Annotated in this window: 26 protein-coding genes and 1 riboswitch; of the genes, 15 read left to right on the top strand and 11 right to left on the bottom strand. The window is 70.1% G+C overall.

Translation table 11 applies throughout. The features are described from left to right. Positions 1 to 29: 29 nt before the first annotated feature. Complete coding sequence (locus MQP27_RS13745; protein WP_242765342.1) at positions 30 to 542, bottom strand: GNAT family N-acetyltransferase; 513 nt, start codon at positions 540 to 542, stop codon at positions 30 to 32. Between the two features lie 87 nt (positions 543 to 629). On the opposite strand from MQP27_RS13745, the gene MQP27_RS13750 reads away from it, so the two are divergent. Beyond that, positions 630 to 1,079, top strand: coding sequence for a hypothetical protein (locus tag MQP27_RS13750; protein WP_242765343.1), 450 nt, complete (start codon positions 630 to 632; stop codon positions 1,077 to 1,079). Here MQP27_RS13750 and MQP27_RS13755 read toward each other — a convergent pair. Together MQP27_RS13755 and MQP27_RS13760 are read right to left on the bottom strand one after the other, a co-directional pair. Then, positions 1,061 to 1,930, bottom strand: a complete 870-nt coding sequence (locus MQP27_RS13755) for a helix-turn-helix domain-containing protein (protein WP_242765344.1) — start codon at positions 1,928 to 1,930, stop codon at positions 1,061 to 1,063. The genes MQP27_RS13750 and MQP27_RS13755 overlap by 19 nt on opposite strands. A gap of 227 nt (positions 1,931 to 2,157) precedes the next feature. Beyond that, positions 2,158 to 2,649 (bottom strand): ATP-binding protein, encoded by a 492-nt coding sequence (locus MQP27_RS13760; protein ID WP_242765881.1) that lies wholly within the window; start codon positions 2,647 to 2,649, stop codon positions 2,158 to 2,160. Between the two features lie 145 nt (positions 2,650 to 2,794). On the opposite strand from MQP27_RS13760, the gene MQP27_RS13765 reads away from it, so the two are divergent. Genes MQP27_RS13765 through MQP27_RS13780 form a run of 4 tightly spaced genes read left to right on the top strand, consistent with a single transcriptional unit; the run spans position 2,795 to position 5,311 of the window. Then, the gene (locus MQP27_RS13765) at positions 2,795 to 3,670 is read left to right on the top strand and encodes a helix-turn-helix domain-containing protein (protein WP_242765345.1); all 876 of its coding nucleotides are present in this window, start codon (positions 2,795 to 2,797) and stop codon (positions 3,668 to 3,670) included. Then, positions 3,667 to 3,879, top strand: coding sequence for a DUF397 domain-containing protein (locus tag MQP27_RS13770; protein WP_242765346.1), 213 nt, complete (start codon positions 3,667 to 3,669; stop codon positions 3,877 to 3,879). Before MQP27_RS13765 ends, MQP27_RS13770 begins: the two co-directional genes overlap by 4 nt. Position 3,880: 1 nt before the next feature. Further along, positions 3,881 to 4,339: a hypothetical protein gene (locus tag MQP27_RS13775; RefSeq protein ID WP_242765347.1), complete on the top strand. Its 459-nt coding sequence runs from the start codon at positions 3,881 to 3,883 to the stop codon at positions 4,337 to 4,339. 3 nt (positions 4,340 to 4,342) lie between these two features. After that, the gene (locus tag MQP27_RS13780; protein WP_242765348.1) at positions 4,343 to 5,311 is read left to right on the top strand and encodes a DUF3710 domain-containing protein; all 969 of its coding nucleotides are present in this window, start codon (positions 4,343 to 4,345) and stop codon (positions 5,309 to 5,311) included. 97 nt (positions 5,312 to 5,408) lie between these two features. Here the strand turns inward: MQP27_RS13780 and MQP27_RS13785 are convergent, their stop codons facing one another. Next, positions 5,409 to 5,984, bottom strand: coding sequence for a TerD family protein (locus MQP27_RS13785; protein ID WP_242765349.1), 576 nt, complete (start codon positions 5,982 to 5,984; stop codon positions 5,409 to 5,411). A gap of 207 nt (positions 5,985 to 6,191) precedes the next feature. Between MQP27_RS13785 and arfB the strand changes: the two genes are divergently transcribed. Continuing rightward, complete coding sequence (gene arfB, locus MQP27_RS13790) at positions 6,192 to 6,632, top strand: alternative ribosome rescue aminoacyl-tRNA hydrolase ArfB (RefSeq protein ID WP_242765350.1); 441 nt, start codon at positions 6,192 to 6,194, stop codon at positions 6,630 to 6,632. A gap of 124 nt (positions 6,633 to 6,756) precedes the next feature. Beyond that, entirely contained in the window at positions 6,757 to 7,668 is a 912-nt protein-coding gene (locus tag MQP27_RS13795) for a sigma-70 family RNA polymerase sigma factor (RefSeq protein ID WP_242765351.1), read from the top strand. Here MQP27_RS13795 and MQP27_RS13800 read toward each other — a convergent pair. Further along, the gene (locus MQP27_RS13800; protein WP_242765352.1) at positions 7,665 to 8,135 is read right to left on the bottom strand and encodes a GNAT family N-acetyltransferase; all 471 of its coding nucleotides are present in this window, start codon (positions 8,133 to 8,135) and stop codon (positions 7,665 to 7,667) included. The two genes, MQP27_RS13795 and MQP27_RS13800, sit on opposite strands and share 4 nt — an antisense overlap. 53 nt (positions 8,136 to 8,188) lie before the next feature. Further along, entirely contained in the window at positions 8,189 to 8,773 is a 585-nt protein-coding gene (locus MQP27_RS13805; RefSeq protein ID WP_242765353.1) for a flavin reductase family protein, read from the bottom strand. Between the two features lie 375 nt (positions 8,774 to 9,148). Here MQP27_RS13805 and cdgB point away from each other — a divergent pair, with 375 nt between their 5' ends. Both cdgB and MQP27_RS13815 read left to right on the top strand, forming a co-directional pair. Next, a complete protein-coding gene (gene cdgB, locus MQP27_RS13810) occupies positions 9,149 to 10,807 on the top strand; it encodes a diguanylate cyclase CdgB (RefSeq protein WP_242765354.1) in 1,659 nt (552 codons plus the stop codon). Positions 10,808 to 10,938: 131 nt separating this feature from the next. Further along, positions 10,939 to 11,898, top strand: a complete 960-nt coding sequence (locus tag MQP27_RS13815) for a carbohydrate-binding protein (RefSeq protein ID WP_242765355.1) — start codon at positions 10,939 to 10,941, stop codon at positions 11,896 to 11,898. 10 nt (positions 11,899 to 11,908) lie between these two features. Here the strand turns inward: MQP27_RS13815 and MQP27_RS13820 are convergent, their stop codons facing one another. From MQP27_RS13820 to MQP27_RS13830, 3 genes are all read right to left on the bottom strand, one after another. Then, positions 11,909 to 12,838, bottom strand: coding sequence for a 1-phosphofructokinase family hexose kinase (locus MQP27_RS13820; protein WP_242765356.1), 930 nt, complete (start codon positions 12,836 to 12,838; stop codon positions 11,909 to 11,911). Between the two features lie 100 nt (positions 12,839 to 12,938). Then, a complete protein-coding gene (nagA, locus tag MQP27_RS13825; protein WP_504979075.1) occupies positions 12,939 to 14,069 on the bottom strand; it encodes an N-acetylglucosamine-6-phosphate deacetylase in 1,131 nt (376 codons plus the stop codon). An 80-nt stretch (positions 14,070 to 14,149) separates the two neighbouring features. Further along, the gene (locus tag MQP27_RS13830) at positions 14,150 to 15,091 is read right to left on the bottom strand and encodes an ROK family protein (RefSeq protein ID WP_242765358.1); all 942 of its coding nucleotides are present in this window, start codon (positions 15,089 to 15,091) and stop codon (positions 14,150 to 14,152) included. Positions 15,092 to 15,229: 138 nt separating this feature from the next. On the opposite strand from MQP27_RS13830, the gene MQP27_RS13835 reads away from it, so the two are divergent. From MQP27_RS13835 to otsB, 3 genes are read left to right on the top strand one after another with little or no spacing between them, the layout of a single operon-like run. After that, positions 15,230 to 16,462 (top strand): extracellular solute-binding protein, encoded by a 1,233-nt coding sequence (locus tag MQP27_RS13835; RefSeq protein WP_242765359.1) that lies wholly within the window; start codon positions 15,230 to 15,232, stop codon positions 16,460 to 16,462. 50 nt (positions 16,463 to 16,512) lie between these two features. After that, positions 16,513 to 16,749, top strand: a complete 237-nt coding sequence (locus MQP27_RS13840; RefSeq protein ID WP_242765360.1) for a DUF3263 domain-containing protein — start codon at positions 16,513 to 16,515, stop codon at positions 16,747 to 16,749. Positions 16,750 to 16,758: 9 nt separating this feature from the next. Continuing rightward, positions 16,759 to 17,613, top strand: coding sequence for a trehalose-phosphatase (gene otsB, locus MQP27_RS13845; RefSeq protein WP_242765361.1), 855 nt, complete (start codon positions 16,759 to 16,761; stop codon positions 17,611 to 17,613). Positions 17,614 to 17,638: 25 nt separating this feature from the next. On the opposite strand, the gene MQP27_RS13850 is transcribed toward otsB, so the two are convergent. Further along, entirely contained in the window at positions 17,639 to 19,102 is a 1,464-nt protein-coding gene (locus tag MQP27_RS13850; RefSeq protein WP_242765362.1) for an alpha,alpha-trehalose-phosphate synthase (UDP-forming), read from the bottom strand. 84 nt (positions 19,103 to 19,186) lie between these two features. Further along, positions 19,187 to 20,131, bottom strand: coding sequence for a glucosyl-3-phosphoglycerate synthase (locus tag MQP27_RS13855; RefSeq protein WP_242765363.1), 945 nt, complete (start codon positions 20,129 to 20,131; stop codon positions 19,187 to 19,189). Between the two features lie 128 nt (positions 20,132 to 20,259). Then, positions 20,260 to 20,406: riboswitch (SAM riboswitch) on the top strand. Between the two features lie 18 nt (positions 20,407 to 20,424). Between MQP27_RS13855 and thrC the strand changes: the two genes are divergently transcribed. From thrC to MQP27_RS13870, 3 genes are all read left to right on the top strand, one after another. Next, positions 20,425 to 21,711, top strand: a complete 1,287-nt coding sequence (gene thrC / locus MQP27_RS13860; protein WP_242765364.1) for a threonine synthase — start codon at positions 20,425 to 20,427, stop codon at positions 21,709 to 21,711. Positions 21,712 to 21,799: 88 nt separating this feature from the next. After that, complete coding sequence (locus MQP27_RS13865; RefSeq protein WP_242765365.1) at positions 21,800 to 22,075, top strand: ubiquitin-like small modifier protein 1; 276 nt, start codon at positions 21,800 to 21,802, stop codon at positions 22,073 to 22,075. Positions 22,076 to 22,505: 430 nt separating this feature from the next. Next, a complete protein-coding gene (locus MQP27_RS13870) occupies positions 22,506 to 22,712 on the top strand; it encodes a cold-shock protein (RefSeq protein ID WP_019057200.1) in 207 nt (68 codons plus the stop codon). Positions 22,713 to 23,066: the final 354 nt, after the last annotated feature.

Genomic DNA, 23,066 nt, shown 5'->3' on the forward strand with positions numbered 1-23,066 from the left:
TCCTTACGGCGGTTCCTCACGGCAGTTCCTTACGGCAGTGCCTTGCGCAGCACCGAGCACGGCCGGCCAAGGCCGCGGTCGCGTCGGTGGTCGATCGCCTCGTACCCGAGGGCGGTCCAGAAGGCGAGCCCCTTGGGGTTGTTGTCGAGAACGGCCAGCCGTACGGCACCTCGCCCTGCCGCCCGGAACCGTTCCTCGACCGCCTCCGCGAGCCGCCGCCCGAACCCCTGCCCGTGCGCCCCCGCGTCCACCATCAACAACCCGATCCACGGATCCGGATCGGCCGGGTCGGGATGCCGGGCCAGCGTGATCGCGATCCCCACCACCCGCCCCTCGCTCCGCGCCAGCAACACCTCCGCGCCCGGATTCACGAACTCGTCCGCGAGCGCCGCGGCGACCTGCTCCGGACGGATGTCGTACGGGTCCGGGAAGTCGCCGCTGATGGCGTGGAACTCGTGGTTGGAGGCGTAGAGGGCGGTGAGTTCGGTGAGCAACTCGCCCGGGAGGGCGCCGTCCGTCGGCCTGAGCTGTTCGAGAAGCATGGCGGGACCATATCCGCCGGTGTGAGGGAGGCCGGGTGCGCTGGGTAGATTTCCCCGGGAAGCAACCACATCTGGGGACGGAAGCCGATGACCACGCAGCCACCGCCGTACGGCAGCCAGCCGCCGTACGGCCAACAGCCGCCACCGATGCCGGCGTCACCGCCCCCACCACCACCCGCGACGGCCCCGCCGGCCCCGCCGGGCTTCGGCCCACCTCCACCCCAGTACGCCTACGCCCCACCCCAACAACCATCCACTGGCCCGGAGTTCATGGCGGTGGACGCCCACAACTCGATCGTCGTGGACATGGAAGGCGTCGCCTTCGAGGACCATGGCGCGTCGGCCGACTTCCCGTGGCCGGAGATCCGCAGCGTCCACTACAAGGCAAGCCCGAACGGCAAGTCCCTGATGATGGCGGTGGTCCTCCCGGACGGCCGCTTCTACGAGTGCGTGGTGGAGGCCAAGCCGAGGGCACAACTGGGGGAGTGGTTCGGGCAGTTGGCGGCTGTGCTGGGCTATTACCGGCCGATGGGCTGACGAAGCGGGGCTCGGAGATCATCCGTTCGGCAGTCGCGGCAGTGGCCGGGGTGGGGCGCGCGGTAGGCGCGGTCGCAGCCGTTGCAGTTCTGGAGTGGGTGGCGGGTGGTCGGCGGCTCCGAAGGCGGGCGGAACAGGGGGAGTGGTGGCAGGCGGTCGGTCAGGCGGTGGGCCAGGAGGGCGGCCGGGCGGCACAGGGGCTCGGCCGGGAGGTCCGCGGTCAGGGATTCGCGTACGGCTGTGGGTGTTACGTCCCGTTCCAGCCAGGCGGCGACGCCGGGGGCCAGGTGGGCCGCGTCGCGCTCGCTGAGCAGCAGGCGTCGGTCGTGGCGGTGGAGGTCAGCGAGGAGGTCCGTGGCCTGCCGGATGAGGGCGGGGGCGGGGTACGACGGGCGCGGTACTGGTGGGAGGGCCCGAGGTGGGGACTTCTTCGGCCGGGCGGGCTTGCTGGTGGAGTGGCGTGCGTGGTCGTCCCTGCTGCGGCCCGGCTGGTTGCAGGAGATCGTGCGGGTGACGATGCGGCCTCCGTGGATGCGTTCGCGTTCGCGGCGGAGGTAGCCGTGGGTTTCGAGTTCGCGCAGGGCGGCGGCGATGCGGTCACGGCCTTCGGGGAAGCGGTCGGCCAGGGTTTTGATGTCGACGCGGACGCCCTGGGGGAGGGACTGGATGTAGACGGCCAGTCCGATGGCGAGGCCGGAGAGTGAGGGGTGTTGGGCGAGGTGGTTGCCGATGATCGTGAATCGGGTGGTGTGGCGGGTGTGGTCGTGGATGAGACCGCCCGCGTGAGGGTGGTTTTCGCCCGGGATACGGGACTGGGCGCGCGAGGGCGCGCTAGGGTTTTGGGTGTCCATCGGGAAGGGCTGTCTTCCTAGGTGGTCAGGCCCTCGCATTGGGATGCCAGTCCCGGCGAGGGCCGTCGTATGTCTGCGGTTGTGTTGCGGCGAGCGTAGAGCAAGCAACCGGGCCGAAATCCAGCTGAGTTGGTGATGTTCACTCGCGCGGGTGAGCGTCGTGCGCCGGCCTGACCAGCGGATCGGCGGATCGGCGGAGGGAGGGGGTGGGCTTGGTTGGGGTCCTTTCATCCATTCGTTCCTTGGGAAAGACCGCCCGCCTCACCGCAGCGCGGCCCCACCGGAGCACAGGCCCCCGCACTCCGGTCGAGACGGACCTCGGCCCACACCGTCTTGCGCGGCGGCGCGCCCGCCGAGACCCCCCACTTGTCGGCGAGCGCGTCCACGAGCAGCAGCCCCCGCCCCGACTCGGCGTCGGCGGCCGGGTGTTGGACGACGCGAGGAACACGGTCACCCCGCGTGTCCGTCACCTCGATCCGCAGGGTGTCCCCGACGACGTACAGCAACAGCCCGAAATCCCGCCCGGGCACCCGCCCGTGCGTGGCCGCGTTCGCCGCGAGCTCGGCGACGATGTGCGCGGCCGGGTCCAATGGCACGCCCCAGTCCCGCAGTTGCTCGGTCGCGAGCAGACGGGCGAGGCGGGCTCCGCGTGGCGTGGGGGAGAGGCGCGCGCTGTAGTTCCGTACAGGGGCGGCGATTTCTTGATTCACGTCACTCAGCGTGGCGACGTACGCCTACCTTGAACAGTGACGACGCCGTTGCGTACGGTCACTGTCCGGACGTTGTCCGGTGGTGTCGAGCTGGTCCGGAGCCGCCGTACGGGTAGGGCCGTCGTGATGCGTTGGTACGGCGGAGGGGTGCGGGATGTCGGTGGAGGCGGACGCGGTACGGCTCAGGACCGAGGCGGACGAGCCGGGTTGGGAGGTGGACCCGGACGACGAGTGGGGCGTCGCGGTGATCGCCACGGTGGGGCGGCAGTTGAAGCTACGGCGGGAGGCGGCGGGGATGCGGGCGCCGGAGTTCGGGGCGGCGGTCGGGTACGGCGAGGACATGGTCTACAAGATCGAGGGCGGGAAGCGGATCCCTCGGCAGGAGTATCTGGACAGGGCCGACGAGGTGTTGGGGGCCGAGGGGCTCATCTCGGCCATGTGGGAGGACGTCAAGAAGGTCCGGTATCCGAAGAAGGTGCGGGCGCTGGCGAAAATGGAGGCCAAGGCGGTCGAGATCGGGGTGTACGAGTGCAGCAACATCCACGGGCTGCTCCAGACACCCGAGTACGCGCGCGCCTTGCTGGAGTCATGGCAACCCGCCTATTCGCAGGAGGACCTGGAACGGGCGCTGGCCGCACGCATCGCCCGGCAGACCATCTTCGAACGGTCGCCCGCGCCTTCCCTGGGCTTCGTGCTGGAAGAGGCGACGCTGCACCGCAACGTCGGAGGCACAATGGTTCGGCGACAGCAGTTCGAACGTCTGCTGGAGGTGGGGCGGTTGCCTGGTGTCACGCTTCAGGTGATGCCGATGGACAGCTTGCCGCATCCCGGCATGAGCGGCAGGGTCGAGTTGCTGAAGTTCGAGGACGGCACGGCTGTCGGGCGCGCCGACGGCGCCTTCAACGGCCGCCCGGTCTCGGATCCGAGGGAGCTGCGCATCCTTGAGCTGCGGTATGGCACCATCCGGGCCGAGGCTCTTCGGCCGAGGGAGTCGCTGGCCCTCATCGAGCAACTGCTGGGAGAAACATGATCCGCAAGTCCACCGCCGGTGACGCCTCCGAACTGGCGTGGTTCAAGAGCAGCTACAGCAGTGGCCCCGACGGAGACTCCTGCGTCGAGATCGCGATAGCCCCCCACACGATCCACATCCGCGACTCCAAGCACACCGAAGCCGGCCCCCGCCTCACCGTCACCCCCACCGCCTGGACGGCTTTCCTCCCGTACACCTCGGCGGATTGAGTTGGCGAAGCCGAATCTGGTCAGGATCCCGGGAGACAAGGACTCCCTTGCCGAAGGGATTCTCCGGAGAACGGAAGGCGGCATCGATCAGGGGCTCCTCGCGTCTCTGACTGATGGTGACCGTCGCGCACTGGGACGCTACGGCGTCAGGATGGCGTCCGTCGCGCTCCGGCACAGCTCTTCAGCCGAGCTGGAGACGGCGCTGTTGGCATACGGGATGAGCGGGGCTGGGCAAGAGGACGCCCGCGACATGATGGTCGGGATGAGTCTTCATCATGTGGTGGCCCAGTTGATCGGATTGCATCCGGGGCCGCTCTTCATCCAGATTGCGGATCGGCTCCCTGGCGGTGCCGCGGCAAACGCCATGAGGCAGTTCGCAGTTCGGGAAGACGTGAGTCTGACGGCGTTCGGGTGGAAGCTGGTCGATACGCCGGACGGCCCTGACTTCTGTCCGGTCTGAGACATGAACGACATCCAGGCACGCACTAGGGCGATCCTCGACCAATACGAAAGGGACGGGGCCCTTTCCGCTCAGAGCGTGGACTTGGCGATGTTCGGGGTCTGGGATCAGGTGACGCCGGGGGCGCTCATCCTGGGTGCCGCTGCGCTCATCGATACCGAGGACCCCACGCTTGCCCAGGAGGCCGACCGCACCGGTGGAGAGGTGTTGGCCGCGTTCATGCGCGGCGGACTTGAGGGCCTCGCCCTCACGGATCAAGGCGCGGAGTTCGGCTGGGACGATGTGGTGGCCCTGGTCCAGGCGTACCTGCGCCGCTCTGGCACGCCTCCCGATGCCCTGGACCGGCTGCTGACCGAGGCCGAATCCCTGTGGACTGAGATCGTGCAGTCCGGCGAGGTGACCCGGCCACGTGTCAGGAACGGCGAGTTCGGCCCATGGGACGCAACCGAGGACCCCTTGCCTCCGGGTACGGAGCGGATCGACTACGGCGTCCTGAAAGTGCCGCAGCTCGTTGGCGCCGAAATGCGTCCGTTGCGCGAGGGCGGTCGTCAGGTCGGGGTGATCGTCGGCTTCGCCGGCCACGACCTGTGGTTGCAGGTCTTTCGCGCGCCCCAGGGACCGGTCTGGGACGACGTACGTCCGCGGCTTGAAGGGGCGGTGCTGGCGAGAGGCGGCACAGTGACCGCCGACCAGAGCACCCTTGGCGCGGAGCTACGTGCGCGGATACCTGTCACGCACGATGACGGGCACCAGGAACTGTTGCCCACCCGGTTTCTTGGCTGCGACGGTCCGGGCTGGCTGCTGCGCGGTCTCTTCCGCGGACCGGACGCGCTGGCAGAGGTGGTGGACCCGCGGGCCCATCATCTCTTCACGCAGACCGTCGTCGCCCTTCCTCCTGCCGCTCAGGACGACGGCGAGGAAGGCACCGCGGTGGAGGTGACTGTGGCGGAGGTGACTGTCGCGGAGGGCTGAACGCCGGTTCCGTCGGAACACCGTCCGGTATCGGACGCCGAAGCCCCCGGTTGTGCAGCACAACCGAGGGCTTCCGCTCAGCTCAGCGCAGCGCGTGTCAGACGTTCACGCCGAAGTCCTGGGCGATGCCCACCAGGCCCGACGCGTAGCCCTGGCCGACCGCGCGGAACTTCCACTCCGCGCCGTTGCGGTAGAGCTCGCCGAAGACCATCGCCGTCTCCGTCGCCGCGTCCTCGGAGAGGTCGTAGCGGGCGATCTCCGCGCCGCCCGCCTGGTTGACGATGCGGATGTAGGCGTTGCGGACCTGGCCGAAGTTCTGCGAGCGGTTCTCCGCGTCGTAGATCGAGACCGGGAAGACGATCTTGTCGATGTCGGCCGGGAGGGCCGCCAGGTTGACGTTGATCGCCTCGTCGTCGCCCGCGCCCTCGCCCGTGCGGTTGTCGCCGGTGTGGACGATCGAGTTGTCCGGGGTGTTCTTGTTGTTGAAGAAGACGAAGTGGGCGTCCGAGTAGACCTTGCCCTGACCGTTCACCGCGATCGCCGAGGCGTCGAGGTCGAAGTCCGTGCCGGTGGTGGTGCGGACGTCCCAGCCCAGGCCCACGGTGACGGCGGTCAGGCCCGGAGCCTCCTTGGTGAGCGAGACGTTGCCACCCTTGGACAGGCTTACAGCCATGGTTGGGAGTCCTTTCCCTCGTTTGCGTACGGCGGTGCAGCCGGTACGGGTCGTACGGGCATGAAGCTACAGCTACCCGTATGAACGCCGAGAGGGGTACCGAAGGTTCCAGCTCTCTTTACTTTCTTTACCGAACAGTGGGTGAACGCCCGGAGGGCCCGGAGGGTAGCGATATTGGGGTGACGTGTGCCGGTCAGGCGGGTCACCATGGACGACATGTCCGGTCCCTACCTCATCCGCGGCTCCGTCTCCCTCCCCGAGGCCGAGCTCATGTGGCGTTTCTCGCGGTCCTCGGGGCCGGGCGGGCAGCACGTCAACACCAGCGACTCCCAGGTGGAGCTCCGCTTCGACCTGGCGAAGACCGAGGCGCTGCCCGAGGTGTGGAAGGCGCGGGCGCTGGAGCGGCTGGCGGGGCGGCTCGTCGACGGCGGGGTGGTCGTCGTACGGGCGTCCGAGCACCGGTCCCAGTGGCGCAACCGCGAGACCGCCGCCGTGCGCCTCGCGGCGCTGCTCGCCGAGGCCAGCGCGCCGCCGCCGAAGCCGCGCCGGCCCACTCGGATTCCGCGGGGGATCAACGAGCGGCGGCTGCGGGAGAAGAAGCAGCGGTCCGACACCAAGCGGGGGCGGTCGGGGCGGGACTGGGGATAAGCCCCGGGCCGGCCCAGGGCCAGGTGTCGTAGAACGTCCGTGTCGTAGAACGTCCTTTGTCACATCGGGTGCGTCCGATCCGTCATGTCGGCGACGGCGGATTGGTACCCGAGGAGCTGTGACAATGAATGAGAACGCATTTCCCGGTCGAGAGGGATCGGATCGAGAAGGGGCCGAAAAGGAATTCCTTGCGCGGCGATTTGAATCCCACCGGTCTCATCTGCGGGCCGTCGCCTACCGAATGCTCGGTTCGTCCGCCGAGGCCGACGACGCCGTGCAGGAGGCGTGGTTCCGGCTGAGCCGGAGTGACACGCGGGAGGTGGAGAACCTCGGCGGGTGGCTCACGACCGTGGTCGGGCGGGTGTGCCTGGACATGCTGCGGTCGCGGAAGTCGCGGGCGGAGCTGCCGCTGGAGCCGATGGAGACGCACGCGCGCGTGGCGGGCGCGGGCGCCCCCGGCGCCGATCCCGAGCAGGACGCGCTGCTCGCCGACTCGGTCGGGGTGGCGCTGCTCGTCGTACTGGAGACGCTGTCGCCGCCGGAGCGGCTCGCGTTCGTGCTGCACGATCTGTTCGCGGTGCCGTACGAGGAGGTCGGGGACATCGTGGGGCGCAGTCCGGTGGCGGCGCGGCAGTTGGCCAGCCGGGCGCGGCGGCGGGTGCAGGGGGCCGAGGTGCACGATGCCGATCTGGTGCGGCAGCGGGAGGTCGTGGACGCCTTCCTCGCGGCCGCGCGGGAGGGCGACTTCGACGCCCTGGTCGAACTGCTGGACCCGGATGTCGTCGCGCGTACCGAGGTCGGCGTGACCACGGGCGCGGCTGCGGTCGCCAAGGGAGCGTCGAGTTTCCGCCACTTCGCGGCGGTGGCCCGCCCGGCCCTGGTCAACGGCCACACCGCCCTCGCCGTCTTCATCGAGAACCGCCTGGACCGGACGCTGACCTTCACGTTCGTACGAAACCGCATCGCCGTCATCGACATCGTCACGGACGCCGCGCGGGTCGCGGAACTCGATGTCAGCCTGGTCGATGCCGGTTAGCGCAGGTCCAGTACGCCGACCGTCTGGCCGCCGCTGGTCTCCCCGGTCGTACGGAAACCGAGGCCCAGGTAGAAGCCCTCGGGGCCGTCCGGGCCGGGGTGCCATGTGACATAGCACTGCTCGCCGCCCCGGCGGCGGATCTCGGCCGCCACCGACTCCACGGCGAACCGGCCGTACCCGCGCCCCTGCTCCTCCGCGGCGATGTTCAGCCGCCACAGGCCGGACCGGAAGAGGCTGCCGTCGCCCCGCCAGTCGATGTCCAGGAAGGCCATCAGGAAGCCGACGGGACGGTCGCCGTCGAGGATCAGGCGAGGCCAGGCGACGCCTGGGTGGACGTATGCCTCGGCGAGGGACTGCATGACGGGGGAGACGGCGACTTCCTGCTTCGGGCGCACCTTAATGCTGGTGGTGGCCTCGAAGTTCCCGGGTGTGATCTCTTCGAGGCGGAGTACGGGATTCGAGGTCACTCGGGGACCGTATGCCGGACGATCACCGTCGGCCATGGAATTACTGGGCCGCCTCAACCCAACTGCCGATACCGCCCCCGAAAATAAGCCAGCGGCCCCCCGTCCGCGCTAGGTACGTCCGCTGTCAGGACGTGGCCGATCACCAGGGTGTGGTCGCCGGCGATCACCCGTTGCTCGGTGCGGCACTCCAGGGTGGCCAGGGCGCCGCCCACCAGGGGGGCGCCGGTCGCCTTGCCGCGGACGTACGGGATGTCCTCGAACAGCAGGCGGTCGCTGATGCGGCCCTTCATCGCGAAGCGGCCCGCGATGTGGCGTTGGCTTTCGGACAGGACCGAGACCGCCCACAGGGGCTGTTCGTCGAGGAGGTCGTCCATGCGGGAGCCGTTGCGGAGGCTGACCAGGACCAGGGGAGGGTCCAGGGAGACGGACATGAAGGCCGTCGCCGTCATGCCGACGTCCTCGCCGGCCGGCGCCGACGCGTCGTCGGGGTCCAGCGGCGGCTCCTGCGCGGTCACCAGGACCACGCCCGCGGCCAGCCGGGACATGGCGGCGCGGAACTCGTCGTTGCTCACACCGACAGCATGCCCGGAGGCGGGCGCGGGAATGATCGGGGCCGTGGTGGAGGGAGTGTTCAGCACGCCGGAAACGCTAATCTCCGGGGCGGGCCGACCGCATCGGGCCCTCGGCCGAGGCCGGACCTAGGACCATCGACGGACCCCGTCCACGGACCCCGTCCACGGAGCCGTCGACGGACCGGCCGCCGGGTTTACCGGATATCCACAAAGTTCGCGTCCAGGAATCGCACAGGAACTGCGCAGGAACAGCTCGGTAAGAACGCAGAAACCCCACTCAATTGTTCATCTTTCGCTGTGACTTGAGTCACAAGAGGGACTAATTGTTGACCCTGTGTACCGGGTGGGCAGCGCGCTGTGATTCAGTGGCGGGGAAGCTGCCAGAACGATACGCCGATGAGAACCCTTGATTCGCTGCGAGGTCTCGGGGGGAGGGCGAGCATGGAGACCGAGTCGGAGCCGTACGTCCGTCTTGCGACCCTGCGGCAATTGCACCAGGTCATGGCCGACATGAACACGGCACGAAGCCTGGCGGACACCCTGCAGACCGTCGCCGACGGCGTGGTCAACGGGCTCGGTTACGAGCTGGCGTGCGTCAACCTCGTACGTCCGGACGGAGATCTCGTCGTCGCCGCCTTCGCCGGGAACCCCGCCGCGGAGGCCCTGATCACCGGCCGCGTCGGCTCCCGCGACTCCTGGGAGCGCCGGCTGACCATGGGTGAGCACTGGGGCGACCTGGTCTTCATACCGCACACCGAGGGCTGGATCCTCGACGACGACGACGTACCGCAGTGGTACACCGACGGACCCGCGCCCCGCTTCGAGGACGAGTGGCACCCGTCCGACCGGCTGTTCGCCCCGATGTACACACCCGCCTCGCCCGGCGGCACCTGCGGCGAGCTGATCGGCGTCCTGTCCGTGGACCGGCCGCGCAACGGCCGCCGGCCGGGCGCATGGGGACGCGAAGCGCTCCAGATGTACGCCTTCCAGGCCGCGATCGCGATCAGCAACGCGCGTCTACGTGCCAACATGCAGCGCGCACTGGTCAGGCTCGAAAGGGAGCAGCAGGCGCTCAGGGCCAGCGAGGAGAGCTTCCGGCAGGCCTTCGAGTACGCCCCCTCCGGCATGGCCATCGCCGAGATGGGCGGCGACCAGCACGGCCGGATCCTGCGCACGAACGACGCGCTGTGCCGGCTGCTGGGCCGGCCCGCCTCCGCGATGCGCCGCTACTCCTTCTCCGACCTGGTCCACCCCGAGGACATCGGCACCCTGCTGCGGACATCGGCGGAGGGCGGCCGCGCCGAGCTGAGACTCGGGCGCCGCGACGGTACGTACGTCTGGGTCTCCCTGCGCAACAGCGTGGTCGCGGACGCGGCCGACGGCCCCCGCTTCCTGCTCACCCACGTCGAGGACATAGAGGACCGCAAGCGCCGCGAGCAGCAGCTCGCCCACCGCGCCTCCCACGACTCCCTCACCGGCCTGCCGAACTCCGCCGAACTGCGCACCCGCCTCTCCTCCCGGCTGTGCACCCGGCCCGCCCACCCCGGCGCCCTGGAGTCCCTGGACGCGGCCTCCTTCGGCCACCCCGCCTACGACGCCAACGGGCACGGCTTCGACTTCCGCCCGGGCGGGGTCGAGGTCTACGACGGCTTCGACCACCATGTGCACACCACCGCGCCGGACAGCGAGCGCGACGACGGCACCAAGGGGCTCGCGGTGCTCTTCTGCGACCTCGACGGCTTCAAGTCGATCAACGACCGGTTCGGGCACAACGCGGGCGACGCGGTGCTCATCGAGGTCGCCCGCAGGCTCTCCCGCGCGGTGCGCGACGGCGACACGGTCGCCCGGCTCGGCGGCGACGAGTTCGTGATCCTCGCCGACGGGCTCGGCCGGGCCGACGCGGCGGACCTCGCCGTACGACTGCGCAACGAGATCATCCAGCCGATTCGCGCCGAGGGGCGGGCCGTGCGGGTCGGGGCCAGCTTCGGCATCGGGTGGGCGCACTGCGGCATGACCGCGGACGAAGTGTTGAAGTCGGCGGACGAGCGGATGTACGTAGAGAAACGATCTCGTCCCAAACAGCACAGACGGGCCGGTTGATCCCCAGGTCAGGGGCCGGGTCGGTGGGGCGATGCGATCCGAGTCACCCGTTTGGGGGGCGGTGAGCGGGTAGGCTCGCCATTCTGACCCCAGGTATCGCACCGACCCGCACCCGCTAGGAGTACCAAGGGATGACGTCCGGCAACAACGGCGCCAGCACGCCCGAGGACGACGACCCGTTCGGCTACCTCTACGCCGATGGGCAGGCCAACGGCGCCCAGCCGCCCTCCGGCGGTTACGGCTACCCGAACTCCGTCAACCGCGTGCGTTCGGTCGGCCAGCGGCAGTACGGGCAGCCGGCTGCCCCGGCCCCCCAGGCCCAGCAGACCGCGGCCTACGGCCAGGTGCCTCAGCAGCAGGGCGCGTACAACCAGCCGAACGCCCACTACGCGGCCCCGGAGACCTTCCCCGGCGGCGGCGCCCCCACGGCCCCGCAGCAGCCCGCGTACGGCGGCGGTGGCGGCGGCCGGCGCGGCCCCAACACCAAGGGTCTGCTCATCGGCGCGATCGCGGTGGTCGCCGCGGTGGTCATCGGCATCGGCGTCGCGATGATGGGCGGCGACGGCTCGGACGACAACGCGGGCGGGGGCAGTTCCCCGTCGGCGTCCACCTCCCAGAGCGCCTCGCCGAGCCAGTCGGCGAGCAGCAGCGCGGCGGCGGAGCTGCCGAAGACGGACGCGAAGGACCTCCAGCTGGGCGGCGGCGCGACGGTCGCCTCGGACGTCGAGGGCGCCCAGGCGGACGGCGGCAGCTATGTGGGCAACCTCAACAACGAGGGCGCGTCGGTCACCTGGACCATCGACGACCTCCCCGAGGGCGGCGCGTACACGCTGTTCGCGCGCTACAGCACGGCGGGCGACGACCAGTCGATGTCGCTGGTCATCAACGGCGACACGTTCGGCTCGAAGATGAAGCTGAGCAACTTCGCGCACGCCAAGGACGGCGACTTCGCCAAGGGCTGGACGACGACGTACTCGTACCCGACCCTCAAGAAGGGCTCGAACACGATCACCCTGACCTGCCAGTCCGGCGACAAGTGCAACATCCTGCTGGACCAGCTGTACCTGAAGAAGGGCCAGGTCACCGGCTAGGGACCGGTGGTCACGCGGCGGTGACCTCCCCGGTCACCGCCACGCGCCCCACCAGTTCCTCGTACGCCTCGCGGTCGAACTCGCCCGCCGCCGGGGCCAGTACGGTCGCCGCCGAGAGGGCCACCGCGCGGGACAGGCGGTCGGGCCAGGGGAGTTGTTCCACCAGGGCCGAGAGGAGGCCCGCGACTGCCGAGTCTCCGGCGCCTGTCGGGTTGCCGTGCAGACGGGCCGGTGGGGTCGCGCGCCAGCGGCCCTCGGGGGTGGTGGCCAGCAGGCCCTCCGTGCCGAGGGAGGCGACCACCGCGCGGGCGCCGCGGCGGCGGGCGTCCTGGGTGGCGCGCAACGGCTCGTGGGAGCCAGTGAGTTCGGCCAGCTCCTCGGTGTTCGGCTTGATCAGGTCCGGGCGGGCGGCCACGCCCCGGCGGAGGGGTTCCCCGCTCGTGTCGAGGAGTACGGGCACCCCGGCCGCCTTCGCCAGCCGCACCAGGCCCGCGTACGCGCCCACCGGCACCCCCGGCGGCAGACTGCCGCACAGGGCCACCGCCGCCATCGACGGCAGCAGATCCTCGTACGCCTCCTGGAAGGCGGACCACTCGGCCGAGGTGATCGTGGGGCCCGGTTCGTTCAGCTGGGTGGTGTCGCCTGTCTGTTCGTCCACGACGGCGATTGTGCGCCGGGTCGCGGCCGATACGGGGACCAGCGCGTCCACCACCCCGGGGACGGCCGTGAGCTGGTCCTGGACGATACGGCCGGTCGCGCCGCCGGTGAACCCGGTGACCGTCACCTCGTGGCCGAGCGCCGCCAGCACGCGCGCCACGTTCAGGCCCTTGCCGCCGGGGCGTTCGGTCACCTGCGTGACGCGGTGCGAGGTGTGCGGCTTCAGGGCCGGGACGCGGTGCGTGATGTCGAGAGCGGTGTTCAGCGTCACCGTGAGGATCACCTGGGCCGACCTCCCCCGACGACGAATGCGGTACGCCCGCCGGACAGGCGGCGGCCGTCCCATTCTCCCAGGACAACCTCCGCCCCAACAGCCGGACACATCACCCCAGTTGGGGATCGACCACCCATTCACCGCGGCGCATCACGCCCTTGAGGGCGAATTGATGGTCAAGAAGTACCAGGTCGGCGTCCTTGCCCGGCTCCAGCGAGCCGATCCGGTCGTACCGGCCGAGCAGGCGCGCCGGGTTGGCGGAGATCGCCTCCACGACGTCCTCCACGGGCAGCCGGTCCACGGTCACTGCCCGCTGGAAGGCGCGGTCCAGGGTGAGCGTCGACCCGGCGATCGACCCGCCCTCGACGAGCCGCGCCACGCCTTCGCTGACCTCGACCTCCAGCGGACCGAGCATGTAACGCCCGTCGCCGAAACCGGCCGCGTCCATCGCGTCCGTGATGAAGGCGACCCGGCCCGCGCGGGCGTGGTGGAACGCCAGCTGGAGGGAGGCCGGGTGCAGATGCGTGCCGTCGTTGATGAGCTCGACCGTGATCCGCTCGTCCTCCAGGAGCGCGGCGATCGGGCCGGGGGTGCGGTGGCCGAGGGCGGGCATGGCGTTGAACAGGTGCGTGGCCACGGTGGCACCGGCGTCGATCGCCTCGACCGTCTGCTCGTACGTCGCGTCGGTGTGGCCGACCGCCGCGATGACGCCGTGTTCGGCGAGCAGCCGTACGGAGTCGATGCCGCCCGGCAGTTCGGTGGCGAGGGTGACCATCGCGGCCCGGCCGCGCGCCGCGTCGATCAGCTTGCGGACCTCGGCGGGGTCGGGGTCGCGCAGCAGCTCCTCGGAGTGCGCGCCCTTGCGGCACGGGGAGATGAAGGGGCCCTCGAAGTGGATGCCGGCGATGTCGCCCTGCTCGGCGAGCTCGCTGAGCAGGCCCGCGCGCTGGGCGAGGAAGTCCATGTCGCCGGTGACGGTGGAGGCGACGAGGGTGGTGGTGCCGTGCAGGCGGTGGGTGTGGATGCCGGTGAGGACGTCGTCGACGGTGCCGGAGGTGAAGGAGGCTCCGCCGCCGCCGTGGTTGTGGATGTCGACGAAGCCGGGCACCAGCCAGTGTCCGGTTACGTCGATGACCTGGGCGTTCTCCGGAGCGGAACCGGCGATTCGGGGGCCGTCGACGATGACTCGGCCGCCTTGGACGGTTCCTGTGGGGAGTACGACCGTGGCGCCGGACAGCACCAGGGGGGTTCCGGCCGCTGCGGGCTGCGGGTGCGTTGTGGCTGGTTGCGCAGTTCCCCGCGCCCCTAGGTCGGCTGCCATCAGGGGGTTACCTCCGTACGGTTGGTGGTGGTCAGGAGATCCCAGGCCAGTAGCCCGGCACCCAGACAGCCCGCCGTGTCTCCCAGTGCCGCGGGGACGATGGTCGGCAGTTTCTGGAAAGTGATCCGGCGTCGCACGGCCTCCCGTAGCGGTGTGAACAAGGTTTCCCCCGCCTCCGCCAGGCCGCCACCGATGATGAGGGTGCGTGGGTCCAGCAGGGTGAGGGCGGTGACCAGGCCGTCGGCCAGGGCGTCCACCGCCTGCTGCCAGACCCGGACGGCGTTCGGGTCGTCGGACGCGACGGCCTTCGCGCAGTCGGCCGCGTCCGCCTCGGGGTCCCCGGAGGCCGCCGCCCACGCCTCGCTCACGGCCGCCGCGGAGGCGTACCGCTCTAGGCAGCCGACCTGCCCGCACGGACAGGGGCTGCCCCCCGGCCGTACGACGATGTGCCCGATCTCGCCCGCGAAGCCGTGCGCGCCGGACTCGACGCGGCCGTTGATGCCGATCGCGCCCGCGATGCCCGTGCCGAGCGGCACGAAGAGGAAACGGTCGGCACCCTTGCCCGCGCCGATCCGGCCCTCCGCCAGTCCACCCGTGCGGACGTCGTGGCCGAGGGCGACGGGTACGCCGAGGCGGCCGGCGAGCAGGTCGCGCAGGGGTACGTCGCGCCAGCCCAGGTTGGCCGAGTAGGCGGCGACGCCGCGCTCCTCGTCGACGATGCCGGGGACGGCGACGCCGGCCGCGGCCGCGGGCTCGCCGAAGCGGTCGAGGCCGTACGCGCGCAGTTCCGCGGCGAAGTCGAGGATCGACTCGACGACCGCCTCCGGCCCGCGCTCGCGGCCGGTCGCGCGGCGGGCCTGGTGCAGCAGCTCGCCGTCCGGACCGACCAGCGCGGCCTTCATCCCGGTGCCGCCCACATCGAGGGCGATGACATGTCTCACGGGGGTAGTGTGGCCCGCCGACCCGCGAGAGGTCTAGTCCACTTACGTGGTGTAGACCTTATGGCGTCCACATATTGAACGGCGAGACAGTTGGGACGTGGCGTAGTGCGGCGGCGCAGGACGGGAACGGTCGCGGTGATGTCCGCGCTGGGGATGACGGCGGCCCTCGGCGGCTGCGGTGTCACCGGCGGCTCCGGGGACGTCACGCTGAGACTGGTCGCGGCGGACTACGGCGACTCCGGCGCCAACACCTCCCAGAAGTACTGGGACAAGCTGGTGAAGGAGTACGAGAGCGCGCACCCCGGCGTGAAGGTCGAGGTCACCGTCTACTCGTGGACCGACGTCGACCGCAAGGTCAAGGAGATGGTCGACGCCGGCAAGGCGCCGGACATGGCGCAGATCGGTGCGTACGCCGACTACGCGGCCAAGGACCTGCTCTACTCGGCCGACGACCTGCTCTCCATCAGCACCCAGGCCGACTTCGCCTCCCAGCTGGCCACCGCGGGGCAGGTGAAGGGCATCCAGTACGGCATGCCGTTCGCGGCCTCCACCCGGCTGCTCTTCTACAACAAGACCCTCTTCAAGCAGGCCGGGCTCAGCGCGCCGACCACCTGGAAGCAGCTCGCCGCCGACGCCGAGGCGCTGAAGGCACAGGGCGTGAAGTACCCGTACGCGCTGCCGCTCGGGCCCGAGGAGGCGCAGGCCGAGACGATGCAGTGGCTGCTGAGCGGCGGGGGCGGCTACACCGACACCGTCGGCACGTACGGCATCGACTCCGCGCAGAACGTCGACACCTTCACCTGGCTCAAGGACGACCTGGTCGACAAGGGCCTGACCGGACCCGTCGCCCCCGGCAAGCTCAACCGCGCCGCGGCCTTCGCCGCCTTCGCGAGCGGTGACGTCGGCATGCTCAACGGGCACCCCTCGCTGATGAAGATCGCCGCGAAGAAGGGCGTCAAGTACGGCATGGTGCCGATGCCCGGCGTCGACGGCGCGACCAAGAACTCCATGGGCGTCGCCGACTGGATGATGGCCTTCAAGAAGAACGGCCACGCCGAGCAGGTCGGCAAGTTCCTCGACTTCGTCTACTCCGACAAGAACGTCCTCGACTTCTCCCGCGAGTACGACCTCCTTCCGGTCACCAACTCGGCTTCCCAGACCATGAGTTCGGCCGAGCAGGACGCCGACCTCAAGCCGTTCCTGGACGAGCTGCCGCAGTCCGAGCTGCCGCCGGTGGACAAGACCTCGTGGGCGGCGGTGAGCGCGGCGGTGAAGAAGCGGATAGGCCAGGCGGTGGCCGCGAACGGCAGCCCGGCGGCGACGCTCGCGCAACTGCAGTCCACGGCGTCCATGGCGGAGAGCGCGGAGTAGCCTCCCGCCGGCCGGGGTGACTGTCAGTGGCGGGCGCTACGGTTCGTGACATGGAAGAGGAGCAGCAGCTGGGGGAGCGGGAGCGGGCCGTGCTCGCGCTGGAGCGCCGGGGGTTCTCGGGGCCGGGCGCGAAGGAGCGGGCGATACGGGAGGAGCTGGGGCTGGCTCCGGTCCGCTACTACCAGTTGCTCAACGCCCTGCTGGACGACGAGCGGGCGCTGGCCCACGACCCGGTGACGGTGAACAGGCTGAGAAGGGTGCGGGAGCAGCGCAGGGGTGACCGTTAGGGTCGCCGTATGGGCACCCATGACACGGACACGGACCCCCTGCCGACGCCCGCCACCCGGGCCGGCCGCGACGGACTCGACGCGATCCTGGCGAACCCCGGCAGGTCGGTGATCGCCCTCGACTTCGACGGCACCCTCGCCCCGATCGTGGCGGACCCCGAGCAGGCCCGCGCCCACCCGGACGCGGTCCCCGCGCTGGCGCGGCTCGCCCCGAAGGTGGCCTCGGTCGCCGTGGTGACCGGCCGCCCGGCGGACGTCGCCGTCCGGCACGGGGGCTTCGCGGGCGTGCCCGGCCTGGAGCACCTCACCGTGCTCGGGCACTACGGCGCGGAGCGCTGGGACGCGGTCAGCGGCGAGGTCACGGCTCCCCCGCCGCACCCCGGCGTCGCCGCCGTCCGCGCCGAACTCCCCGGGTTCCTGGACCGGGCCGGGGCCTGGCGGGGCACGTGGATCGAGGAGAAGGGCCGCGCGGTGGCCGTCCACACGCGCCGCGCCACCGACCCGCAGGCCGCCTTCGAGGCCCTGCGCGCCCCCCTCACCGACCTCGCCACCCGCCACGGCCTGATCGTCGAACCGGGCCGCCTGGTCCTGGAACTGCGCCCACCCGGCATGGACAAGGGCGTCGCCCTCCTGGACCACGTCCGCGAGACCGCCGCGACGGCGGTCCTCTACGCCGGCGACGACCTGGGCGACCTCCCGGCGTTCGCGGCGGTGGAGAAGCTGCGCTCGGACGGGGTGCCGGGAGTACTGGTGTGCAGCGGCAGCGACGAGGTGACCGAGCTGAGGGAGCGGGCGGACCTGGTGGTGGAGGGGCCGGAGGGGGTGGTGGGGCTGCTGCGGGCACTGGCGAACCGGCTCGGCTAGGGCAGCCGGTCTGCTTCGGGGCGGCTCAGCCCCGCCGCAGCGCCTCCAGCTGCTCGAGGAACCACTGCGCCGGGGGCAACGCCGTAGCCGCGGCAGCAAGCCGCTTCGTGCGCTCGGCCCGTTCCTCCACCGGCATGGTGAGCGCCTCGTGCAGGGCGCGCGCCGTGCCGGTCACGTCGTACGGGTTCACCACGATCGCGTCCTTGCCCAGCTCCTGGAACGCCCCGGCCTCCCGCGACAGCACCAGCGCGCAGCCCTCGTCGGACACCACCGGCACCTCCTTCGCGACCAGGTTCATGCCGTCCCGGATGGGGTTCACCAGCGCCACGTCGGCCAGCCGGTAGGCCGCCAGCGAGCGGGCGAAGTCGTCCTTGACGTGCAGTACGACCGGAGTCCAACCCGCCGTCCCGTACCGTGAGTTGATCTCCTCCGTCAGCCGCCGCACCTCGGTCGTGTAGTCCCGGTAGACGGCGAGGTCCTGCCGGGAGGGGTAGGCGAAGGCCACGTGCACGACCCGCTCGCGCCACTCCGGGTGGTCGTCGAGCAGCTGCCGGTACGCCAGCAGCCCGCGCACGATGTTCTTCGACAGCTCCGTCCGGTCCACCCGGACGATGGTCTTCCGCCCCGCGCCGATCTCCTCCCGCAGCGCCGCCAGCCGCTCCTCGACGTCCGCCTCGTGCGAGCGCGCGTGCAGGAACTCAGCGTCGGCGCCCAGCCCGTGGACGCCGATCAGCGTCTCGCGGCCGGTCCGGCGGCCGTCGCGCAGATGCTCGATGGTCCTGGGGGCGCCCGAGGGCCATGTGGAGACCCAGCGGTCGACGTCGACGCCGTCCGCGCACTTCTGGAACGCCGTCGCCCACCGCCAGGTCAGAAACGCCACCCGGTCCGCCCCGAGCATGCCCTCCATCAACCGCACCTGGATGTCGTCCGGCAGCATCCGGAAGTAGTCCTCCGGCGCCCACGGCGTGTGCGAGAAGTGCCCGATCCGCAGGTCCGGCCGCAGCTCCCGCAGCATCCCCGGCACCAAGCACAGGTGATAGTCCTGTACGAGGACCGCCGAGCCCTCGGCCGCCTCCTCCGCCAGCGCCTGCGCGAACGCCCGGTTGTAGGTCTCGTACGACTCCCACTGCCGCCGGAACTCCGCGTCGAACACCGGCTCCAGCGGCGTCTGGTACAGCATGTGGTGGACGAACCAGAGGACCGAGTTCGCGATGCCGTTGTACGCGTCCGCGTGCACGTCGGCCGGGATGTCCAGCATCCGCACGCCGGCCTCGCCCTCGCCGCGCCGCACCGCCTCGCGGTCGCCGTCGGACAGCGCCGAGCACACCCACAGCGCGCCCGCGTCCGGACCGATCGCGGACAGACCGGAGACCAGCCCGCCGCCGCCGCGCCTGGCGGCCAGCGAGCCGTCCTCCCGCACCTCGTACGAGACCGGTCCGCGATTGGACGCGACCAGCACCTGATGAGCAGCACCGTGCGTGGAAGCCATACGCCTCAACCTAGCCCGGCCCGGAAAAGCTCAAACGTATGGCCGGTTTCCGGTGGCGGCCCGTATACGGACCGCTCCGTGCCGTTACGCGACCTTGCGGTCCGCGTACTCCGCGATCTCCACCATCGGCGGCCGTTCCTCCGTGTCCACCGAATAGGTGCGTGGCTCGAAGCCGTCCTCGCCCCGCTCGAACTGGATGATCGAGGGGCGGATCAGGTGGCCGCGGGCCAGCCGCAGCTGGGCGGTGCGGTAGATCGCCGCCGCCATGCGGCCGAGCGCCTGGCCGTCCTGGTGCCGGTGCTTGCGGACGCCGACGTCGACCTGGGCGAGCGCGTCGAGGCCGACGAGGTGCAGGGCGTCGACCAGCATGCCGAGCTCAACGCCGTAGCCGACGGGGAACGGGAGCTGTTCGAGGAGGGAGCGGCGGGCCGCGTACTCGCCGCCGAGCGGCTGCACGAAACCGGCCAGTTGCGGCCAGTGCATGTTGAGCAGTGGGCGGGCCATCAGCTCGGTGACCCGGCCGCCCTGGCCCGCCGCGCCCGCGAGCGGACGGTCGTACATGCCCTTGACCAGGTCGATCCCGAGGTCGGTGAGCAGCGGACCGACGATTCCGGACACGAAGTCGGACGAGAAGTCCTTCAGGTCGGCGTCGATGAAGCAGACGATGTCCCCGTCGGTGACCAGCAGCGAGCGCCACAGCACCTCGCCCTTGCCGGGGACCGTCGGGATGCGCGGCAGGATCTCGTCGCGGTGGACGACCCGCGCACCGGCCGCCTCGGCGACCTCGGAGGTACGGTCGGTGGATCCGGAGTCGACGACGACGATCTCGTCGACGAGCGGGACCTGCTGCATGAGGTCGTGGCGGATGATCGCGACGATGTCGCCGACGGTCTCCTCCTCGTTGAGCGCGGGCAGCACGACGGAGACCGTCTGGCCCGAGCGGTGCTTGGCGGCGAGGATCTGGTGCAGCGGACGGTCGGTGACGGACCAGGAGCGGGTGCTCAGCCAGCGCTCGACTTCTTCCAGCACGTAGGCGGCTCCTCACTTGTGTCTCGCGGTTCGGACGACTATCTCAACTGTCCTGGCCTTCGGTTACAGTCTTGAACAACGTCGATGACCATCGCATGTCCGAGGTCGTTGAACGTACAACCGAATACCGCTCATCCAGAGGGGCAGAGGGATACGGCCCGATGAAGCCCCGGCAACCCTCCAGCCGGTCTTTCCACGTCGTCGTGGTGAGGCTCCCGGCTAGGGAAGGTGCCAAATCCGTCTCACGGCGAGATGCGTCGTGAGGAAGATGAGGAGAAAGGGCCTCGCCTCACATGGCTGCGCAGACAGTTGCAAGCACCACGAACCCCACCGTCGACCTCGGTCCCGCCGCGGCGCTCTCCTGCCGCGAGTGCGGTCACCGTGTACCGCTCGGTCCGGTTTTCGCCTGCGAGGAGTGTTTCGGCCCGCTGGAGATCGCGTACGACTTCTCGGCCTACGACACCGAGGAGCTCCGCAAGCGGATCGAGGCGGGACCCGCGAACATCTGGCGTTACGCGCCGCTGCTGCCCGTTCCGGCCGACGTGGCCGACAAGCCGAACATCAACCCCGGCTGGACCAAGCTCGTCAAGGCCGACAACCTCGCGCGCGAGCTGGGCGTCGAGGCCGGCAAGCTCTTCGTGAAGGACGACTCCGGCAACCCGACGCACTCCTTCAAGGACCGCGTCGTCGCCCAGGCCATCGAGGCCGCGCGCGCCTTCGACTTCACCACCCTCTCCTGCTCCTCCACCGGCAACCTCGCCGGTGCGGTGGGTGCCGCGGCGGCCCGCGCCGGCTTCCGCTCCTGCGTCTTCATCCCGCACGACCTGGAGCAGGGCAAGGTCGTCATGGCCGCGGTCTACGGCGGCGAACTCGTCGGCATCGAGGGCAACTACGACGACGTGAACCGTTTCTGCTCCGAGCTGATCGGCGACCCGGCCGGCGAGGGCTGGGGCTTCGTCAACGTCAACCTGCGGCCGTACTACGCGGAGGGGTCCAAGACCCTGGCGTACGAGATCTGCGAGCAGCTGGGCTGGAAGCTGCCCGACCAGCTGGTGGTGCCGATCGCCTCCGGCTCGCAGCTCACGAAGATCGACAAGGGGCTGCAGGAGCTGATCAAGCTCGGGCTCGTCGAGGACAAGCCGTACAAGATCTTCGGTGCGCAGGCCGAGGGGTGCAGCCCGGTTTCCGTCGCGTACAAGGCGGGGCACGATGTCGTACGGCCGCAGAAGCCGAACACGATCGCCAAGTCGCTCGCCATCGGCAACCCTGCGGACGGGCCGTACGTGCTGGACATCGCGCGCCGTACCGGCGGTGCGGTGGAGGACGTGAACGACGAGCAGATCGTCGACGCGATTCGGCTGCTCGCCAGGACCGAGGGGATCTTCGCGGAGACCGCGGGTGGGGTGACCGTCGGGGTCACGCGCAAGCTGATCGAGAACGGCGTACTCGACCCGGCCCTCACCACGGTCGTGCTCAACACGGGCGACGGCCTCAAGACCCTCGACGCGGTGGCCGGTACGGGGCTTACCGCGACGATTCGGCCCAACCTTGATTCGTTCCGCGAGGCTGGACTCGCATAACCGTCGTTCGTCTGCGGGCCGGTGGGGGCTGGTCGCGCAGTTCCCCGCGCCCCTGATGGGGCGCTGTAGCTGACCGGAGGTCATGAGAATGAGCGTCAACGTCCGCATCCCCACCATCCTGCGCACCTACACCGGCGGGCAGGCCGAGGTGAGCGCCGAGGGTGCGACCCTTGGTGAGGTCATCGCCGACCTGGAGAAGAACCACACCGGCATCGCCGCCCGGGTGCTCGACGATCAGGGCAAGTTGCGGCGGTTCGTCAACGTGTATGTGAACGACGACGATGTGCGGTTCGAGCAGGGGCTGGAGACGGCGACCCCGGACGGTGCGGGCGTCTCGATCATCCCGGCCGTCGCCGGAGGCTGATTATTACCGTCGGTAACGGCGGTCACCAAGAGTTCACCGAATTGCCCCCTCCGTGAGAGAAGCGGAGGGGGCAATTCTGCATGGTTGAGCACGGTACAGTTGGGGAACCTGCTGCTTCCCGCATGCCGGACGCATATGAGTACCGGCTCCGGATGCGACAAGAAGCAGCCAAAGTGTGCAGGTCTTTTGCGGCTTATGTTCCTTTTATGGGGCCCGACTTGCCCTGAATTCAGGCGAATTCTCACTACATTCCGGACCGGTTCCGTCCAGAATTCTCGTCCGATTGACCTGTTGCAGACGGCAGTTGGACAGATACATTCAGCCGCGGTCGACGCGTTCCGGCGCACGCCCCCAAACCGTGGGGGGTGAGGTCTGACCCGGATCCGCGAAGTGCGGATCTGTGCAAGGGCCAGTAATAGGGGAGTTAGGCATGGCTCAGGGCACCGTCAAGTGGTTCAACGCGGAGAAGGGGTACGGCTTCATCGCGGTCGACGGTGGTGCGGATGTTTTCGTCCACTACAGCGCCATCCAGATGGACGGGTACCGCACCCTGGAAGAGGGCCAGCGGGTCGATTTCGAGATCTCGCAGGGTCAGAAGGGGCCGCAGGCGGACATGGTCCGTCTGGCGACCAGCTGAAGCACGCGCCGGGCAGTAACAGCGTCGTTCTTCGTTCTTCTTCGGAGGGCTCGTATCCCATGGGGAGTCATGGGTTACGAGCCCTTCGGCATGCCCGGGGCACGCGTCGGGGCCCGTGCGGGGCCTGCCGGGAGCCCGTGCGGGGTCTGGCCGGTCCCCGAGAGGCGCTTGCACTCGACCATGCCGAGTGCTAATCATTGGCGTTAGCACTCTGAAGGTGAGAGTGACAAAGAAGGACCGGGTCGGTGAGGCCCGCAGGCCGGGTGGGGCAAGGAACCCATGGGTCGGCGAGCCGTCCGTCGCGGGCGCGGGCGCGGTCCGAAGGAATCACCCCCAGTCCTGGAGGGACCACTT

It is taken from the genome of Streptomyces cylindrosporus (genome assembly GCF_022698165.1).
GTDB classification, from domain to species: domain Bacteria; phylum Actinomycetota; class Actinomycetes; order Streptomycetales; family Streptomycetaceae; genus Streptomyces; species Streptomyces cylindrosporus.

What these genes read in the sequence shown, in the direction of transcription:
- arfB (WP_242765350.1), top strand. Translation starts at nt 6,192, where the DNA reads ATGGACGACATGTCCGGTCCCTACCTCATCCGCGGCTCCGTCTCCCTC.
- MQP27_RS13750 (WP_242765343.1), top strand. Translation starts at nt 630, where the DNA reads ATGACCACGCAGCCACCGCCGTACGGCAGCCAGCCGCCGTACGGCCAA.
- MQP27_RS13795 (WP_242765351.1), top strand. Translation starts at nt 6,757, where the DNA reads ATGAATGAGAACGCATTTCCCGGTCGAGAGGGATCGGATCGAGAAGGG.
- MQP27_RS13785 (WP_242765349.1), bottom strand. Translation starts at nt 5,984, where the DNA reads ATGGCTGTAAGCCTGTCCAAGGGTGGCAACGTCTCGCTCACCAAGGAG.
- cdgB (WP_242765354.1), top strand. Translation starts at nt 9,149, where the DNA reads ATGGAGACCGAGTCGGAGCCGTACGTCCGTCTTGCGACCCTGCGGCAA.
- MQP27_RS13770 (WP_242765346.1), top strand. Translation starts at nt 3,667, where the DNA reads ATGATCCGCAAGTCCACCGCCGGTGACGCCTCCGAACTGGCGTGGTTC.
- MQP27_RS13755 (WP_242765344.1), bottom strand. Translation starts at nt 1,930, where the DNA reads ATGGACACCCAAAACCCTAGCGCGCCCTCGCGCGCCCAGTCCCGTATC.
- MQP27_RS13835 (WP_242765359.1), top strand. Translation starts at nt 15,230, where the DNA reads ATGTCCGCGCTGGGGATGACGGCGGCCCTCGGCGGCTGCGGTGTCACC.
- MQP27_RS13865 (WP_242765365.1), top strand. Translation starts at nt 21,800, where the DNA reads ATGAGCGTCAACGTCCGCATCCCCACCATCCTGCGCACCTACACCGGC.
- thrC (WP_242765364.1), top strand. Translation starts at nt 20,425, where the DNA reads ATGGCTGCGCAGACAGTTGCAAGCACCACGAACCCCACCGTCGACCTC.
- MQP27_RS13780 (WP_242765348.1), top strand. Translation starts at nt 4,343, where the DNA reads ATGAACGACATCCAGGCACGCACTAGGGCGATCCTCGACCAATACGAA.
- MQP27_RS13765 (WP_242765345.1), top strand. Translation starts at nt 2,795, where the DNA reads ATGTCGGTGGAGGCGGACGCGGTACGGCTCAGGACCGAGGCGGACGAG.
- MQP27_RS13745 (WP_242765342.1), bottom strand. Translation starts at nt 542, where the DNA reads ATGCTTCTCGAACAGCTCAGGCCGACGGACGGCGCCCTCCCGGGCGAG.
- MQP27_RS13850 (WP_242765362.1), bottom strand. Translation starts at nt 19,102, where the DNA reads ATGGCTTCCACGCACGGTGCTGCTCATCAGGTGCTGGTCGCGTCCAAT.
- otsB (WP_242765361.1), top strand. Translation starts at nt 16,759, where the DNA reads ATGGGCACCCATGACACGGACACGGACCCCCTGCCGACGCCCGCCACC.
- MQP27_RS13815 (WP_242765355.1), top strand. Translation starts at nt 10,939, where the DNA reads ATGACGTCCGGCAACAACGGCGCCAGCACGCCCGAGGACGACGACCCG.
- MQP27_RS13870 (WP_019057200.1), top strand. Translation starts at nt 22,506, where the DNA reads ATGGCTCAGGGCACCGTCAAGTGGTTCAACGCGGAGAAGGGGTACGGC.
- MQP27_RS13840 (WP_242765360.1), top strand. Translation starts at nt 16,513, where the DNA reads ATGGAAGAGGAGCAGCAGCTGGGGGAGCGGGAGCGGGCCGTGCTCGCG.